The 15,524-nt window shown below is 39.1% G+C and carries 16 protein-coding genes; 7 read left to right on the top strand and 9 right to left on the bottom strand.

All coding sequences use genetic code 11. From position 1 onward, the window contains the following. Positions 1-157: 157 nt before the first annotated feature. Positions 158-1,324, top strand: coding sequence for an MFS transporter (locus NST21_RS02930; RefSeq protein ID WP_056522482.1), 1,167 nt, complete (start codon positions 158-160; stop codon positions 1,322-1,324). A gap of 335 nt (positions 1,325-1,659) precedes the next feature. Continuing rightward, complete coding sequence (locus NST21_RS02925; RefSeq protein WP_340887631.1) at positions 1,660-3,579, top strand: heavy metal translocating P-type ATPase; 1,920 nt, start codon at positions 1,660-1,662, stop codon at positions 3,577-3,579. A 225-nt stretch (positions 3,580-3,804) separates the two neighbouring features. Here the strand turns inward: NST21_RS02925 and NST21_RS02920 are convergent, their stop codons facing one another. Further along, positions 3,805-4,644: a YihY/virulence factor BrkB family protein gene (locus NST21_RS02920; protein ID WP_340887630.1), complete on the bottom strand. Its 840-nt coding sequence runs from the start codon at positions 4,642-4,644 to the stop codon at positions 3,805-3,807. Between the two features lie 16 nt (positions 4,645-4,660). After that, positions 4,661-5,062 carry a YtxH domain-containing protein gene (locus NST21_RS02915; RefSeq protein ID WP_340887629.1) on the bottom strand — a complete coding sequence of 134 codons (402 nt, stop codon included), beginning with the start codon at positions 5,060-5,062 and terminating at the stop codon, positions 4,661-4,663. A 230-nt stretch (positions 5,063-5,292) separates the two neighbouring features. On the opposite strand from NST21_RS02915, the gene NST21_RS02910 reads away from it, so the two are divergent. From NST21_RS02910 to NST21_RS02895, 4 genes are all read left to right on the top strand, one after another. After that, positions 5,293-5,517: a DUF1128 domain-containing protein gene (locus NST21_RS02910; protein ID WP_053344366.1), complete on the top strand. Its 225-nt coding sequence runs from the start codon at positions 5,293-5,295 to the stop codon at positions 5,515-5,517. Positions 5,518-5,620: 103 nt separating this feature from the next. Further along, positions 5,621-6,886, top strand: coding sequence for a molybdopterin molybdotransferase MoeA (locus NST21_RS02905; RefSeq protein WP_340887628.1), 1,266 nt, complete (start codon positions 5,621-5,623; stop codon positions 6,884-6,886). Beyond that, positions 6,874-7,389 carry a molybdopterin-guanine dinucleotide biosynthesis protein B gene (gene mobB / locus NST21_RS02900; protein ID WP_340887627.1) on the top strand — a complete coding sequence of 172 codons (516 nt, stop codon included), beginning with the start codon at positions 6,874-6,876 and terminating at the stop codon, positions 7,387-7,389. Before NST21_RS02905 ends, mobB begins: the two co-directional genes overlap by 13 nt. A gap of 12 nt (positions 7,390-7,401) precedes the next feature. Beyond that, a complete protein-coding gene (locus tag NST21_RS02895; RefSeq protein WP_053344364.1) occupies positions 7,402-7,644 on the top strand; it encodes a DUF2164 domain-containing protein in 243 nt (80 codons plus the stop codon). 70 nt (positions 7,645-7,714) lie between these two features. Here NST21_RS02895 and map read toward each other — a convergent pair whose 3' ends face one another. From map to NST21_RS02860, 7 genes are all read right to left on the bottom strand, one after another. Continuing rightward, a complete protein-coding gene (gene map, locus NST21_RS02890; protein WP_201183028.1) occupies positions 7,715-8,461 on the bottom strand; it encodes a type I methionyl aminopeptidase in 747 nt (248 codons plus the stop codon). Positions 8,462-8,572: 111 nt separating this feature from the next. Next, positions 8,573-9,088 carry a type 1 glutamine amidotransferase domain-containing protein gene (locus NST21_RS02885; protein WP_340887624.1) on the bottom strand — a complete coding sequence of 172 codons (516 nt, stop codon included), beginning with the start codon at positions 9,086-9,088 and terminating at the stop codon, positions 8,573-8,575. Positions 9,089-9,249: 161 nt separating this feature from the next. Continuing rightward, entirely contained in the window at positions 9,250-10,455 is a 1,206-nt protein-coding gene (gene tnpB, locus NST21_RS02880) for an IS200/IS605 family element RNA-guided endonuclease TnpB (RefSeq protein ID WP_340887620.1), read from the bottom strand. A 307-nt stretch (positions 10,456-10,762) separates the two neighbouring features. Beyond that, positions 10,763-11,053, bottom strand: a complete 291-nt coding sequence (locus NST21_RS02875; RefSeq protein WP_244923403.1) for a late competence development ComFB family protein — start codon at positions 11,051-11,053, stop codon at positions 10,763-10,765. A gap of 46 nt (positions 11,054-11,099) precedes the next feature. Continuing rightward, a complete protein-coding gene (gene motB, locus NST21_RS02870; protein WP_340887617.1) occupies positions 11,100-11,855 on the bottom strand; it encodes a flagellar motor protein MotB in 756 nt (251 codons plus the stop codon). Further along, positions 11,848-12,639: a flagellar motor stator protein MotA gene (motA, locus tag NST21_RS02865; protein WP_057218176.1), complete on the bottom strand. Its 792-nt coding sequence runs from the start codon at positions 12,637-12,639 to the stop codon at positions 11,848-11,850. Before motA ends, motB begins: the two co-directional genes overlap by 8 nt. A 375-nt stretch (positions 12,640-13,014) precedes the next feature. Continuing rightward, positions 13,015-14,112: an AbrB family transcriptional regulator gene (locus tag NST21_RS02860; RefSeq protein ID WP_340887614.1), complete on the bottom strand. Its 1,098-nt coding sequence runs from the start codon at positions 14,110-14,112 to the stop codon at positions 13,015-13,017. Positions 14,113-14,255: 143 nt separating this feature from the next. Between NST21_RS02860 and NST21_RS02855 the strand changes: the two genes are divergently transcribed. Further along, complete coding sequence (locus tag NST21_RS02855) at positions 14,256-15,512, top strand: MDR family MFS transporter (protein ID WP_340892443.1); 1,257 nt, start codon at positions 14,256-14,258, stop codon at positions 15,510-15,512. The last annotated feature ends 12 nt before the right edge of the window (positions 15,513-15,524 follow it).

The raw sequence follows: 15,524 nt of genomic DNA, 5'->3' as shown, positions 1-15,524 counted from the left end.
TGTAACAAAAATTATCATACATAATTTTCCCGAAATGAAAAAGGGGATTTTTAACGATATTCTCTTCTTGTCAACATTTACCCAAATTTCTATTGCTTAACCCTCTCCCCTGGATGTAACATCAACAAGGTATACATATCTTAGGAGACGAAAACTTATGAATCAAAAGCTGCTTATTAGTGTTCTAATTTGTATGGTCGGCATATCTGGATTTTCTCAAGGAATGCTTCTGCCAATTATCGCAATCATTTTCGAAAATGACGGAATTAGCTCTTCCTTAAATGGATTTCATGCTGCGTCACTTTATATTGGGATTCTTTTAATTTCTCCTTTTATGGAAGCACCTCTCCGCAAATATGGCTATAAGCCATTAATATTATTTGGCGGAATAACGGTAATTCTTTCACTTGCCTTATTTCCGGTCTGGAAATCATTCTGGTTTTGGTTTGCTCTGCGTTTTTTCATCGGAATCGGTGATCATACCCTTCACTTTGCTACCCAGACATGGATTACCGCTATTTCCCCTTCAGCAAAGCGCGGAAGGAATATCGCTATTTATGGACTATTTTTCAGTCTTGGTTTCATGGTTGGCCCGCTAATGACGAAGCTTCTAGAGATTAATCAGTCTTTGCCATTCATCATTACATCCATACTAAGCCTACTTACGTGGATGACTGTATTCCTGATTAAAAACGAGCTTCCTGAACAGGATGAGTCAGAAAGCACATCATTCTTCGGTACACTCAAACGGTTTACGAAAGTGAGTCGCATTGCTTGGGTCGCCTTTTTACTTCCATTCACCTTTGGCGTGCTTGAATCTTCATTGAATAGCAACTTTCCAGTATTCGCATTGCGCTCTGGAATTGATTTAACCGCAGTATCGCTTATCATTCCAGCATTTTCAGGTGGTACTTTGCTTTCACAGATTCCGCTTGGAATGCTCAGTGACCGATTTGGCCGACGAAAAATCTTGCTGATCATTCTTTTTTCAGGCTTTACCGTATTTACTCTAGCTGGGATTGTTTCATATTCCGTAATCGGTCTGTTCATTTGCTTCCTGCTTGGCGGGATGATGGTGGGTTCGACTTTCTCTTTAGGAATCAGTTATATGGCAGACCTTTTGCCTCGCAACCTATTACCTGCAGGAAATCTGTTATGCAGCATCTTCTACAGTCTCGGCAGCATTGGTGGTCCGTTTTTCGGTGGTTTAGTCATCGAATACTTACAAGGAGGTAATTTTTTCTATTTAATTAGTATAATGCTTCTTCTTGTCTTTATTTCACTGGTTCTATTTAAGGAAAAAATGCCTGCTCCAAGCTTGTAGTATAGTTTATTATCTGAACTACTCCATTTATTATTCAATTTGTATTGTTTTTATCATATAGTGGTCAAATGATATAATTTATGGTTCTTTATATTTTCTCCTACATTAGAATCATTATTCTTTATTTTTGAATAGGATATGTGTTAATATAATATTAATAAAAAGAACATCACGTTAATAAACCTTTGAAATCGTTGCTGTCATCGCAATTTTGATGACAGCTTTCATATTTTATTCAGAGAAATGACGTTGATTATCTTTCTCAATTAGATATTATACAAATGATAATCTATATCATTTACACAAAAATAGAAAAGAATATGGGAGGGAATCTTATGACCACTGATACTAAACAATTAACACAACCGACTGCATGCGAAACCTCTTGGTTGGAAAAAGTAAAACCCCATCTAGAACTTATTGCCGCATTGTTTAGCGGTGTATTGATATTATTGGGCTGGGCGCTTTCTAAGAATGGACTTGAAACTCCTTCTATCGTTATATATTTAGCTTCCTTCCTAATCGGCGGTTATGCCAAAGCAAAAGAAGGAATTGAAGATACGTTTGCCGATAAGGAATTGAATGTTGAGATGCTAATGATTTTCGCGGCCATCGGTTCTGCGATTATCGGATACTGGACGGAAGGCGCGATTTTAATTTTCATCTTTGCTTTGAGCGGGGCGCTTGAAACATACACAATGAATAAAAGTCATAAAGAAATTTCAGCACTTATGGATTTACAGCCGGAAGAAGCGCTGCGAATCACAAATGGATATGAAGAAACCGTATCCGTTTCCCTGCTACAAGTCGGGGACCTAATTTTGGTAAAACCAGGTGAAAGAATACCCTCTGATGGAAAAATCACGGACGGACGTACCAATATTGATGAAGCGGCGATCACTGGCGAATCTATTCCAGTTAGTAAGTCATTTGATGATGAAGTATTTGCGGGAACAGTGAATCTGCGTGGAACGATTACCGTAGAAATTACAAAACCAGCAAACGAAACATTATTTCAAAAAATTATTACTCTCGTTCAATCTGCACAAAGTGAAAAGTCTCCTTCTCAGCTGTTCATTGAACGTTTTGAAGGAACCTATGTAAAAATCGTATTAACCGTTGTCGCTTTGATGTTGTTCGTACCGCATTTTGTATTAGGGTGGAGTTGGACCGAAACATTTTACCGGGCAATGATTTTGCTTGTTGTTGCTTCACCTTGTGCCCTCGTAGCTTCTATTATGCCAGCTACGCTATCTGCCATCTCTAATGGTGCTCGTCATGGAATTCTATTTAAAGGCGGTATCCATCTTGAGAATCTTGGTAACTTGAGGGCAATTGCCTTAGATAAAACCGGAACATTAACAAAAGGAAAACCAGAGGTAACGGATGTCATTATCCGTGAAGATTTAAACGAAGAAGATTTCCTATTCCATATTGCATCTGTTGAAAATTATTCGAACCATCCTTTGGCAACATCAATTGTGCGCTACGCTAAAACTAAATTAGCAAAAGACATCATTAAACCGGATAATATGGAAGATATCTCAGGTAATGGGGTTCAAGCATATTTCAGCGGAGTACTTTGGCAAGTAGGAAAAGCTGATTTCGTCGGAAGAAGTGAAGCCGAACAATTTCAAAACGGTATTGCACTAACACTAGCTGAACAAGGCAAGACGATAGTTTATGCAAGAGACAATCAAGGTATTGCCGGCATTCTTACATTGAAAGACGTGGTGCGTGAAGAAACGATTACTGCTATCGAAGCATTGAAAAATGAAGGCATTCATACCGTTATGCTGACAGGCGATGGTGAAAAGACCGCTAAAGCGATTGCGTCTGAGAGCCATATCGATGCATATATTGCTGAATGCTTACCTGAAACTAAGGTTACTGAAGTGAAAAAGTTGAAAGAACAATACGGTACTGTAGCAATGGTTGGAGATGGAATTAATGATGCACCTGCACTTGCAACTGCTTCTGTCGGGATTGCAATGGGCGAGGGCACAGATGTTGCGTTGGAAACAGCGGATGTTGTCCTAATGAAGAATGACCTACCGCGTATTGCCGAAGCAGTAAGGTTATCTAAGAAAATGAACCGAATCATCAAACAAAACGTCGTTTTCTCGATTTCTGTCATTATGGTTCTGATTGCATCTAACTTCCTTCAATTCCTCGACCTTCCATATGGCGTAATTGGCCATGAAGGAAGCACCATTCTAGTTATTCTGAACAGTTTAAGATTATTGAAAAACTAAACAAAAAAGGGAGCCTATAAGGCCCCTTTTTTTGTGTGTTCATTCTACTTAGTGATAGCCGTTTTTCCCATTAGCAGAACCTGACGTTTTATGGTTCGAACCTTTTTTTCCTTTTTGCTTTTTGTTGCTTTTACCCATAAAAGAATTCCTCCCTATTACTAAGTCGTCATTTCTTGATTAGCATTAGCTGCAGGACTTATAGCTATTACGGGAACTTTAGGAAGCTCATTCACATTTTGGCTGTTCTTTATTACTTATGAGGGCATTAATTTCCCCGCCTAGAATTATGATTAGCCCTGATAAGTAAAACCAGATCATTAACACGATTATCCCACCAAGGCTCCCATATGTTGCAGAATAATTTGCGAAGTACTCTACATAAAAAGAAAATAAAAAGGAAACGAGACTCCAGCCAGCCGTGGCAAAAATAGCACCCGGAATCACTGTCAGGCATTTCAACTTTTTGTTGGGCGCTATCAAATAGAGGATCGTAAACACGATAAATAATACAATTGTGCTAATCACCCAGCGCATCTGATTCCAAATCGACAAAAACTCGTCAGATAGCCCAAATTCGGCAAATAAAAATATACCTATCTGCTTTCCGAATACAGGAAGCAACAAAGCGACAATAAAAACAAAAATCATCGCTAATGTGAGAATAATCGACATTCCCCGGGAAATAAAGTAAGTTCGACTTTCTTTTACACCATATGCGTGATTAAAGGCTTTAATAATTGCATTCATTCCATTAGATGCTGACCATATTGTTCCGATGACACCAAACGACAATAAGGTACTATTCCCTTCCATAACTTCTGCTAGATTTCCCTCAATGATTGCCATAGAACCATCTGGTGCATATGAACGGACTATACGTAAAATATCTTCCTGTGAAAATGGAAGGTAGGCCAGTAAAGTAAATAGGAAAATAAGTAACGGAAACAGGGAAAGTAAAAAGAAATAGGACAGCTGTGCGGCAAGTCCCGACACATCATCCACTTGTAACCGTCTTATGAAAGTTTTGAAGAATGACCCTTTCAACCATTCTTTTTTATCGGCCATACCTCCACCTCATTATCTAATTTAAGGAAATACGCTCTTCTAAATCATGGTTTGAAGACGATTCTTGCTGTCCTTCCGCAGAGAAGACCTCTTTCGTCTCCATCACAACATGCGCAACTTGCGATGGAATATCTTTCATCTCCTCTACTCTTTGGGAAATGAAGGATACATCATCGGAAATTTTTTCAACTGTGGCACGAACTTTTGAAGATGTTTCACGTACTTGAGTTAGGATTCCATTGGGGTTTTTCACTAGTTCTTTCAAATTATTCATGCAACTTTTGCTGTTTGCCAATACGGAACTTCGCGTGTTTTTATCAAAAAGACTAACAGCAGCCCCAGCTAGAGCCCCTATTAAAACCGCCTGCATAAATTTACTTTTCTTTGCACACTTATATTCTTCACGAATGTTGCTCATATATTCTCCTCCTCGTCATATATTAGTTGATGGGTAATGGTGGTTATCTCCATTATACAGTGTTTAAAAAAGTTTTTTCCTATCTTTTCCCAAACATGCTCACATTAAAACGCGAGACAATCAAGTAAATCGGAGATAATGCGTCGTTTTCCTACTGAATATTCATTGACTTATAGGGGTAATCATGCAAAGATGAAAATAATTTAGAAACGTGTGAAAGGATGAGGGAAATGGATTTAACACAAAATACAGCCGAAAGTGTCGAGTTTATGGTAGAAGCAATCAAGGATAAACTAAAAGTAATGAACTTCGGAGCAATCAAATCCACCCATTTCGATATCGAAATGTATGAAGAACTTCATGATATTTATAAAATGGTGATGAAAAAAACAAACTTCAGTGTCCGTGAAATGGAAGCAATCGCTGAAGAACTTGGAAGACTCCGCAATAAATAACATCCAAATCCTCCCATAATGGTGAGGGTTTTTTATTTATTAAAGAATTCTGCTAAATTTGTTATAGTGAATATTATTGGACAATCAGACAGGAGTTGTAGGTATGGTAGAAAGAAGAACGCCCATTAGTCTCGCAGATGCAGTAGAAAAAGTGATGAAACATAAATTAGAAGGACAGGTGGAATTAGTTGCTCTTGAGAAAAGTCATTATCGTTTTTTAGCTCAAGATATTATAGCTACAAATGATGTTCCACATTTCAACCGTTCACCGTACGATGGTTTTGCCCTCAGGTCTGAAGATACGGCTGAAGGTTCCCTTAATAATCCGCTCGAATTCGAAGTGATAGAAGAGTTGGCTGCAGGGATGGTTTCTACTCTTCCTGTGCAACAAAACCAGGTAGCAAGAATCATGACTGGAGCCCAAATGCCAGACGAATGTGATGCAGTTATTATGTTCGAGCTCACCAAGGAATTTGAAAAGGACGGGAAGAAATACATATCCTTTAAACGCTCACTTAACGCAGGCGAAAATGTGTCTTTCAAAGGAGAGGATGCAAAAAAAGGTGATATTCTTGTCAAAAAAGGCACAATGATTAATCCAGGCATCATAGGCTTGCTTGCTACATTCGGTTACGCTGAAGTTCCAGTTGCCAAAAAGCCTGTCGTCGGCTTATTTGCTACAGGGTCAGAACTTCTAGATGTCAGTGAACCATTGCAACCGGGAAAAATTCGCAACAGCAACTCTCATGCCATCTCCGCCCAAATTCAGAGAGCAGGAGGAGAAGTTCGTTTTTATGGAAAACTTAAGGATGAATTTGACTTAAGCTATGAGGCAATTTCCTCTGCCTTGGAGGAAGTTGACCTTCTCATTACAACGGGGGGCGTCTCCGTCGGTGATTTCGACCTTCTCCCTGATATTTACCGGAAAATAGGAGCCGATGTTTTATTCAATAAAGTAGCTATGCGCCCAGGCAGTGTAACAACAGTTGCTGTATTTAATAATAAATTTCTATTCGGCTTATCTGGTAATCCATCTGCCAGTTATGTCGGCTTTGAGTTATTTGCAAGACCGATTATTCGAACCATGCTGTTTTCTGAGCTTCCTCATTTACGAAAAGAAAACGCGCAATTGGCTGAGGATTTCTTAAAGCCCAATCCCTTCTCACGGCTTTTGCGAACGCGTTTATTTTTCGAATCTGGCCAGCTGAAGGTTATCCCTAGTGGTGTAGATAAATCCAATATAACAACAAGCCTTGCAGGAGCAAATTCACTAACCGTATTACCTGGAGGCACTCGTGGATTCAAAACTGGCGATATCGTGGACGCCCTTCTTCTTGATGACCAAGAAGGATGCGAATGGCCTTGGTGAAACCATTTATATTTCAAGTGGTCGGCTACCAAAATAGAGGAAAAACGACTTTCATTACGAATATAATTGAGAAGCTTCGCGCAGTAAACTTGGAAACAGCCGTATTAAAGCATCATGGGCATGGCGGAAAACCCGATCATACAAGTATAAAGGATTCCACCAAACACTTTCAGGCTGGGGCAGCTGCATCACTTGTTGAAGGAGACGGGACGATTGAATTACTTGGCAATTTTAGAAATGGAACCTCTATAGCAGAGCTGATTCAATTGCTGGGTCTTTTTCATCCCGACGTGATTTTAATCGAAGGATACAAACAGGAAGACTTTCCTAAGATAATTCTAATCAAAGAGGAAAATGACCTTCTATTACTAAAACAGCTTAATAATATCAAAGCAGTTATTGCTTGGCCTGACTGTCTGGAGCAAACAATGAGCCATGCTTCAGTACCCGTCTTCCCTCTAAATTCGGATCATTTCATTTCATGGTTTTTAGAACAGATATGAAGGAGGTTTTTTATGTTTATTCAATTTCCCTTAGAAAAGCGACGCGTGATGATTGAACGCATTCAAGAGTATGTCTACCAGGAAAATGGTGAAAGAATTGGCGAAATTGCTGCTGAAAACCACTTACAATTCATTCTCGACAACATTGCTCCCTTTATATATAACGAGGGCATTAAAGATGCTAAAACAGTGATTGAGGACCGAATTGGGAACATCGAAGAAGATTTATATTCATTGGAACGGCCAATTAAATGAGATGAAAAAAAACAGCATCAATTTTCGATGCTGTTTTTTTCGCTTTTTAGGAGATAAGAAAACCAAATCATTATTGTTCCGTTAAAATAAGTGGACCGTTCTTTGTGATGGCAATCGTATGCTCATATTGAGCCGAGTATTTCCCATCTGCAGTAGAGGCGGTCCAACCATTCGCATCCCTGCTGGCTTTATATGTACCTACGTTCACCATCGGTTCAATTGTGAATACCATGCCCTCTTTTAGGCGCGGCCCTTTATTTGGCAATCCATAATGCGGAACTTGAGGCTCTTCATGAATAACATTTCCAATCCCGTGGCCGATAAAATCACGGACGACAGAGAAGCCTTCCGCTTCTACATATGATTGAATAGCATGACCAATGTCGCCAATACGATTGCCTTCTACAGATACTTCAATCGCCTTATATAAAGATTCCTTTGTCACATGCAGTAAGTGTTCCGTTTCCTTTGAAACCTTACCGACCGGGTACGTCCAGGCAGAGTCTGAAAGCGCGCCGTTATAATTAACGACCATATCAATTGTTACGATATCGCCATTTTTCAAAGGTGTCTTTCGAGGAAAACCATGACAGATTTCTTCGTTGATGCTTGCGCATGTCGCATATTCATACCCTTTGTAACCCTTTTGTTCCGGCTTCGCCCCATGTTTCTTTAAAAACCCTTCAACAAATTCTTCAATTTCCCATGTTGTCACACCGGGTACAATTAATTTTGCGATTTCCCTATGACAAGCTGCCAAAATTTTACCTGAGTCATGCATCGCTTGAATCTCACGTGCAGATTTTAATACGATCAATCGTTACACTTCCTTTTTTTTCGTCTCTCCTTTTATTTTACTGCAAAGATGGAAGTATATGAATCCTTTAAACCTTATTAAAGAAAAAATCCCGACGGCGTCGGGATTTTTTTATTTCAATAATCTAAGTGACTCTCGATTAAAGGCTGGGATATCTTCTGGTGTCCTGCTGGTGACAAGCTGATCGCCGCAAACAACGACCTCTTTGTCTAAATATGTAGCACCTGCATACTCCATATCTACCTTAATAGATTTATACCCTGTTGCATGACGTCCTTCAAGTGTTTTGGCAGAAATCAGCAACTGTGGTCCATGACAGATTGCAAATACAGGTTTTTTTTCATCCATGAACGATTTTGCGAACGTTACGAATCGTGCATCTACACGTAGCTGGTCTGGGGAAAAACCTCCAGGAATGAACAAAGCATCAAAGTCCTCTGGTTTTACTGAATCGATGCTTTCATCTATTGTGACTTCGACTTCACCTTGTTTGCCTTTAACAGTTTTCCCTTGTTCCATTTCAATCGTAGTTACCGTATGGCCGGCTTCCTCAAATACTTTTGCCGGTTCACTGTACTCCGAGTCTTCAAACATATTCGTTACTACACATGCGATTTTTTTACTCATAAAAAATTCATCTCCTCCATTTTTAGATCGAATGAACTTACTCCATTTATGTTCCCTCGTGTAGAATAAATAAACACTTGAACTACCCACCACTTATCGACCTTACGGTCCGATTGAAGTGGGGGATTCCTAAGAACATTAGCCTATCGGCCAATTTTTAATTAGGCTACTCCCGTAGTTCCTACGGTTAGAAGCCTTATGGCTTCATTCATTAGATTGAGTCCTGCGTTAATATCTCGATCGTGGTGAGTAGAACAAAAAGGACAATCCCATTCACGAAGATTCAGATGTTTAACGTCTTTATTTTGGTAACCGCAGCTAGAACACAATTGGCTAGAAGCAAACGTTTTAGATACGGTCACGATTTGTTTACCATACCATTTTGCTTTGTATTCCAACATTTTTTTGAATTGGTACCAAGATACTTCACTAATAGCTTTAGCTAGTTTGTGATTTTTCATCATATTCGACACTTGCAAGTCTTCCATTCCAATAACATCGTGGTTTTTGATGATTTCGGTAGAAACTTTATGTAAGTAATCCATTCGGGCATTTGAAATTTTTTCGTGTAGGATAGCCACTTTTCGTTTTTGTTTTTGATAGTTTTTGGCTTCAGCCAATGGTTTATTTTGATTCAAGGCTATTTCTTGTCGCCTTGAAAGAATCCGTTGTGCTTTGGACAATTTCTTTTCGACCGTCCGGAAGAATTTTGGGTTTTGATAGACCGTACCATCTGAAAGAATAGCAAAGTTCTTCAAACCAACATCTACACCGCACGAACGATTCGTTTTAGGAAGTACTTGTACATTGGTTTCGGCTAAAACGGAAATGAAATATTTACCCGAAGGGTTCCGCCTGATTGTGGCATTGATGATTCGCCCTTCGACTTCGCGGCTTTTAGCAAAACGAACTAGACCGAGTTTTGGCAATTTGATTTTGTTTCCAACAATTCCAATATTCCCATTCGTATGTTTAGTCGTATAGGACTGGATAGGATTCTTTTTCGATTTGAAGCGTGGTGACTTGTTTTGCTTTTTATAATATCGACTATAGGAATCTGCTAAATTTCCCACCGATTTCTGTAAGGCAATACTGTCTACTTCTTTCAGGAAAGAGTACTCTTTCTTTAAAGCTGGAAGTTCTTTGATTGTTTCGTATTTATTCAGAAAAGAACCTTTCCGTTCATTAGAGGGTAATTGGCCGTTCTGCTTCATTTCTTCACAAATATACCAGTAGGCATCTTTCTCCTTTTGTTTGCCTAAAAAAAAGTTATAGACAAAACGGGAGCAGCCGATCGTTTTATTGATTAGAACTAGTTGTTCTTTAGTTGGATAGATTCGAAATTTATAAGCTTTGTTTACGACCATTGGTTTCACCCCCTTATAGTTATTATTAATCACCGAACATACGTTTGTCAAAAGATTACTTTGGCTTATGCCAACCGCCATTCATCTCCCCCTTACCGTTGGGCTCTCGCCCTTCACACGCTTGAAGAGGGAGTCTTCTGGCGGGAAATGATAAAAAATAATAATGTCCTCCATATATACCAATAACTCTCGTTAACGTACAACCAACCCACTGAACCCGACATTTCTTCAGAGAGATTACTTAATAGCTGTGTCATAAGGTTATTAAATTTATAGATGATTTTTGATCCAAGACTCTGAACTCTTATCATGGTCTATTCTGATTATGTTTGGGGAATTTACCTACCACATGTATGGCACTAATAAGTCTTTTGTTAATCCACTTTCGGTTTTCATCCGTATTCAAGTTTTCAAATATCCGCTTCCGCCCTTCTTCCGTTGTTACATAATAATTGGGCAGGGCATTCAAAGATAATGTGATAATGTCATTCTTACATTTGTTGCACGAGCAAAACGTTTGATATTCCATTCCAGCCATTAAAATCTGCACCCAAGTCACAACAATCTCTTCCATCACATTTGTATATTCTCTTTCCATATATACTCCTTTAAAAAAGAAAAACCCGTCCATACCAGACAGGTTTTCACTCAATTATTGCCGTCCGCGGAACAATCAGTATTTCAACACGCCGGTTTTCCGCTCTTCCATTTTTTGTTTTATTAGAAGCAACTGGCTTAAATTCCCCATGACCTTTTGCGCTGAACATTTCGGGATCCAAGTCTTTATTTCCGAGGAGAAGTTTCATGAAATTAACCGCACGCATAACGCTTAAATCCCAGTTCGAATCATACCGGTAAGTCTGAATCGGTATATTATCGGTATGTCCGCTTATTATAATGTTTCTGGGTAAGTCCATAACTAGAAGATTTGAAATTTCCTTAGCCATTTTTCGATCTTCACTTCTAACCTCTGCCACGCCTGATTCGAACAGCACATTATCCCTAATTGATATCAGCATGCCTTCATCCGTGAGGTTCGTACCCAATTTATCTGTTAAACCATTCTCTTTAATATATGCATTTACACGTTCCTGAACCTCTGTTAGCTGTTTCTTTTCGCTTTTCCCTAACCTCTTAAGTTCTTCTGCCTCTGTACTTTGTTCCGGTGATGTTGGTTTATTGCTGGGAGAATCGCTGGGGAAATCCATAAATCCCGTCCCGCTCGTAAACACTTGATTAAACACATTAGATAATTGTTGGAATCGAACTCCATCAACCGAACTCGAAGCGAAAAGGACGATAAAAAGTGCAAGAAGCAAAGTTAAGATATCGGCATAAGGTACTAACCATGACTCATCAATATGCTCTTCATGCCGCTGTTTTTTTTTCCGCCTAGCCATCTTCTCTCACATCGCCTTCTAACCACTTTTTACGATCTTCAGCAGGTAAATAGGATGTTAGTTTTTGTTCTATCGTTCTTGGCGCTTCCCCTTCGATGATCGATAAAATTCCTTCTATCATCATTTCTTTTATCCGGACTTCTTGTTGCGATTTCCGCTTAAGCTTATTCGCAAATGGATGCCATAACACATACCCTGTGTAAATGCCCATCAAGGTTGCAACGAACGCTGCAGAAATGGCATGTCCTAATGCCTCGGTATCAGCCATGTTACCTAATGCAGCGATCAGCCCGATTACCGCACCCAATACTCCAAGTGTCGGTGCATATGTGCCAGCCTGACTAAAAATTGCAGCCCCGCTTAGATGACGTTCTTCCATTGCGTCTATTTCTTCTGCTAAAATATCACGAATATAATCGGCACTCTGACCCTCGACCGCAAGATTCAACCCATTTTTCAAAAAGGTATTGTCGACTTGATCCGAAATAATTTCTAAAGCCAATAAGCCTTCTTTTCTGGCAATGACCGCCCATTCAGAAAAGGTTTTAATTAGTTCTTCAGGCTTTGTTAATTGTTGTTCTAAGAATAAAACTTTTAATATTTTTGGCAATCTTTTTAATTCTGAAAAAGGGAAAGCCGTTACAACAGAAGCTATTGTCCCTACAATAATGATCAAGATAGCTGCCGGGTTAATCAGCGCTGTAATGCTTACGCCTTTCAATACCATTCCCACTAAAATAGCCACAATCCCTAGAACTACTCCCAAAACCGATGTTATATCCATAATACTCACCCATTCATTAAAAGTCTTATCTGCTCTTTATATCGGATGAAGTTTGAAAAAAATGAGTATTATTTTACTATTCCATTAGATAGAATTTAAAATTTCATTCTATTATCACAAAATCTACCTGCTTTACTCCTTATAAAGGACTGATTCCATCAGCATATTTCAGTTCAGACAAAGTTTCCGTCAAAAGGGAATTTCAAGCCGTTCTGTTCGTATATGCTAATTTTTTCCATACGAACCTTATTTATAAAAGGAATTTGACGATATCTTCTCTATTGTTCCAATGTGCCCTCCGCTCTATCTCATTCACCCTTTTCTTATTAATCTATTAAAATGAAAAATATTTAGACAAAAAAAAGACGAAGCATATCAGCCTCGTTCTTTTTTCTGGTACCATATATTTCTACCATCCAGCCATTTGATGATGGGTGAGAGTAAAAATAAAATGAATAAAATTCTGAATAAGTGGAAACTAGTGACCACAGATAAATCCACATGAACAGACATAGCTGTTACTGCCATTTCTGCCACACCGCCTGGTGCCATACTTAAAAACAATTCGTTAGCCGGTATAGATAGGATGGGAGCAAACTGAATCGAAAGATAATAACAAAATCCAATTAACAGGACATTACTAACGAATACTGCTCCGAACATCTTTCTGAAAAGTCGAGGATTGTCGACCTTCAATGTATACCCTAAATGCGTGCCAATCAGCAATTGTGAAAAGTTCAACCAAAAATCAGGAATTTGCGGTGCCCCAGGTCCTGCCAAATTAAATAGGGCTGCCGCCATGAGAGGCCCAAGTAAAAATGGCAGCGGGAAGTTTACCCTTTTTGTGATGAAAATGAATAATATAAAGGTTACAATCATCAGAAGGGCTAATTTCCCATCATAATCAAACATGAAAAAGGGCCGATCCGAAACACTTACTACCGCAACCGAATCAACTGTCATAACGTGAGTCACAAGCCAGGGAACAATGGATATAACAAGGATGACTCGAAGCGTCTGCATGAAGCCAACAATTGTTTCATCACTATCCTTCATTTCCTCACTTAGGACCACCATCTGAGACAGACCGCCAGGAAAACTGCCAAGCATGGACGTACTCAAAGATAAATTCATTCGCTTTCCAACAAACCAACCAGTTAATACCGTAAATAAAATGATAGCAACCGTCGTAAAAAGCATGATGGGCAAATATTCAATCATTTCATTTAACGATTGTTTCGTGAATGAACTTCCTAGTTGTAAACCAAGAATAACCAATCCAGTGCTTCTAAAGGGTTTAGACCATAACATGTACTTTCCTAATTTGATTTTAGCAATCATCACCACAAATAATGGTCCGAGCATCCACGGTAAATATATTCCAAGACGATTGAACACGAACCCACCTATGAAAGCTAGAAAAGCGGTGAAAATAACTCTAAAAATCTTACTCTCAACTAAATATGTTTTCATATTATTACCCTTCTTTATTTACCATAATTTCATCTTTCATCTTAACATAAAATAACTTGTTTCAAGTCTACTACCCTTTCTTGTTTTCGCCTGGGGCATGAAGTATGATGGTGGGGAATATACCAGAAAGTGAGAATTTAATTATGCGTTTACGAGATTGGGATAATAATTTAAAAATTCGCCTTGCTGGAGAATCTGTTGTAAATATATCATTTTGGATGTTCTTCCCATTTCTCGCCATTTATTTTTCCGAGTCGTTTGGGAAAACAGCTGCTGGATTACTGCTGATTTTTTCGCAGTTTTTTGCCGTTTTGGCCAATTTATTTGGCGGTTATTGTGCAGATCGATTTGGAAGAAAACGCATGATGGTTATTTCAACATTCGGGCAGGGCTTCGCCTACATCTTCTTTGCTTGGTCCAGCTCTCCTTGGCTTGATTCTCCGATTATAGGATTTGTTAGTTTCACGGCGGTAAGTATATTCAGCGCCTTTTATAATCCAGCGAGCCAGGCGATGGTCGCCGACGTGATTCCGGAAAAAGATCGCAGCAAGGTTTTTGCTGTTTTTTATACCTCCATCAACATTGCAGTGGTCATAGGTCCAATTTTAGGAGGCATTTTTTATGCTAAACACCGATTCGAGCTGTTAGGGATTGCCGCCATCATTAATATCCTTCTTGGTTTCATTCTGCAAAGATGGGTAACCGAAACAGCTTTTCTAACAAAAACCCCCGAAAAAGAGCAAAATGGATTTTCTTTTTTACTGAACCAGATACGGGACTATCAGGTGATTATCCGCGATAAGGTCTTTCTGCTCTTTATCATCGCTGGTGTATTGATCTATCAGACATTCATGCAGCTTGATTTATTGTTTCCCGTGTATATTATAGAAATGGTCGACCCGCAATCGGTATTTTCGTTCAACTTAAAAGCAGAGCAGACTTTTGGACTCTTGCTTGCAGAAAATGGATTATTCGTTGCGCTCTTAACAATTTCTGTCACAAAGTGGACGTCCGTCTATAAAGAAAGAAACGTATTCATTGCCTCTTCAATTACCTACTGCTTCTCGATAATTTTATTTGGATCGACACAATGGATATGGGGGTTATTTATCGCCATTGCTTTGTTTTCATTAGCTGAGCTTTTGACAGCAGGCATTCAGCAGGGATTTGTATCCAAGCTTGCTCCGGCACATATGCGGGGGCAATATTTTGCTGCAGCAAGCTTGCGTTTTACAATTGGTAGAATGTTAGCACCATTGGCCATTCCCATGACAGGATGGATTGGTTACAATTGGACATTTGGCATTCTTAGTGCGCTGGCAATCGCAAGCGCCGTTTTATATTTCATCATGTTTTCCCTTTATGAAAAAGAACAGCGCAGCAATTCCACTATTTACTAGATTTCCCACCCC

It is taken from the genome of Peribacillus sp. FSL K6-1552 (assembly GCF_038005205.1).
Classification (GTDB): domain Bacteria; phylum Bacillota; class Bacilli; order Bacillales; family DSM-1321; genus Peribacillus; species Peribacillus butanolivorans.
This window is presented reverse-complemented; position numbering and strand designations above follow the sequence as displayed.

What these genes read in the sequence shown, in the direction of transcription:
- NST21_RS02930 (WP_056522482.1), top strand. Translation starts at nt 158, where the DNA reads ATGAATCAAAAGCTGCTTATTAGTGTTCTAATTTGTATGGTCGGCATA.
- tnpB (WP_340887620.1), bottom strand. Translation starts at nt 10,455, where the DNA reads ATGGTCGTAAACAAAGCTTATAAATTTCGAATCTATCCAACTAAAGAA.
- NST21_RS02860 (WP_340887614.1), bottom strand. Translation starts at nt 14,112, where the DNA reads ATGAAAACATATTTAGTTGAGAGTAAGATTTTTAGAGTTATTTTCACC.
- NST21_RS02885 (WP_340887624.1), bottom strand. Translation starts at nt 9,088, where the DNA reads ATGAGTAAAAAAATCGCATGTGTAGTAACGAATATGTTTGAAGACTCG.
- NST21_RS02925 (WP_340887631.1), top strand. Translation starts at nt 1,660, where the DNA reads ATGACCACTGATACTAAACAATTAACACAACCGACTGCATGCGAAACC.
- NST21_RS02855 (WP_340892443.1), top strand. Translation starts at nt 14,256, where the DNA reads ATGCGTTTACGAGATTGGGATAATAATTTAAAAATTCGCCTTGCTGGA.
- mobB (WP_340887627.1), top strand. Translation starts at nt 6,874, where the DNA reads ATGGCCTTGGTGAAACCATTTATATTTCAAGTGGTCGGCTACCAAAAT.
- NST21_RS02920 (WP_340887630.1), bottom strand. Translation starts at nt 4,644, where the DNA reads ATGGCCGATAAAAAAGAATGGTTGAAAGGGTCATTCTTCAAAACTTTC.
- NST21_RS02915 (WP_340887629.1), bottom strand. Translation starts at nt 5,062, where the DNA reads ATGAGCAACATTCGTGAAGAATATAAGTGTGCAAAGAAAAGTAAATTT.
- NST21_RS02875 (WP_244923403.1), bottom strand. Translation starts at nt 11,053, where the DNA reads ATGGAAAGAGAATATACAAATGTGATGGAAGAGATTGTTGTGACTTGG.
- motA (WP_057218176.1), bottom strand. Translation starts at nt 12,639, where the DNA reads ATGGATATAACATCGGTTTTGGGAGTAGTTCTAGGGATTGTGGCTATT.
- NST21_RS02905 (WP_340887628.1), top strand. Translation starts at nt 5,621, where the DNA reads ATGGTAGAAAGAAGAACGCCCATTAGTCTCGCAGATGCAGTAGAAAAA.
- NST21_RS02895 (WP_053344364.1), top strand. Translation starts at nt 7,402, where the DNA reads ATGTTTATTCAATTTCCCTTAGAAAAGCGACGCGTGATGATTGAACGC.
- motB (WP_340887617.1), bottom strand. Translation starts at nt 11,855, where the DNA reads ATGGCTAGGCGGAAAAAAAAACAGCGGCATGAAGAGCATATTGATGAG.
- NST21_RS02910 (WP_053344366.1), top strand. Translation starts at nt 5,293, where the DNA reads ATGGATTTAACACAAAATACAGCCGAAAGTGTCGAGTTTATGGTAGAA.